Below are 767 nucleotides of genomic sequence, written 5' to 3'. Positions count from 1 at the left end.
CTTCCACTTCTGGCTGCCCGGCGCGATGGCTGCCCCCACCCCGGTCTCCGCCTACCTGCACGCTGCGGCCATGGTCAAGGCCGGTGTGTACCTGGTGGCCCGCCTGGCCCCGGGCTTTTCCGAGACGATGTTCTGGGGGCCGCTGGCCGTGGGCATCGGCATCCTGACCATGATCATCGGCGGCTACCGGGCGCTGAAGCAATACGACTTGAAACTCATCCTGGCCTTCGGCACCGTCTCCCAGCTGGGGTTCATCATTTCCATCTTCGGGCTGGGCAACGCCGATGCCGCCTTTGCCGCCCTGGCCCTGACCCTGGCGCACGGGCTGTTCAAGGCCACCTTGTTCCTGGCCGTGGGCATCGTGGACCACAACACCGGAACCCGTGACATCCGCAGGCTTTCCGGGCTGGGACGCAGCATGCCGGTGTTGGCCACCGTGGCCACCCTGGCCGCCGCGTCCATGGCCGGGATCCCGCCGTTGTACGGGTTCGTGGCCAAGGAATCGGTGTTCGACGCGCTGCTGCACCAGGGCGGGCCGCTGGCCTGGCTCCCGGTGGCCGGCATTGTGCTCGGCACGGGCCTGACCGTGGCCTACTCGCTGCGCTTCGTGCTTGGCGCCTTCGGACGCAAGCGCGGCATGCAGCCCACCGCCTGCAAGCGCCCCTCGCTGATCTTCCTGGCCCCGCTGCTGGTGCTAACCGCCGGAACCGTGGTGCTGGGCGTGCTGCCCGGCTGGTGGAGCCGCTGGTGAAGCACGCCGCCGGGCT

Annotated in this window: 1 protein-coding gene; it reads left to right on the top strand. The window is 69.2% G+C overall.

Annotated features, from left to right (window positions below):
• Positions 1-751, top strand: a 751-nt coding sequence (locus tag JCM19049_RS16325) for a proton-conducting transporter membrane subunit (protein ID WP_374700348.1), incomplete at its 5' end; no start/stop codon positions are given.
• Between the last annotated feature and the right edge of the window lie 16 nt (positions 752-767).

The organism is Arthrobacter sp. JCM 19049, assembly GCF_001310435.1.
The sequence above is the reverse complement of the archived record's forward strand: the minus strand, read 5'-3'. Positions and strand labels throughout refer to the sequence as shown.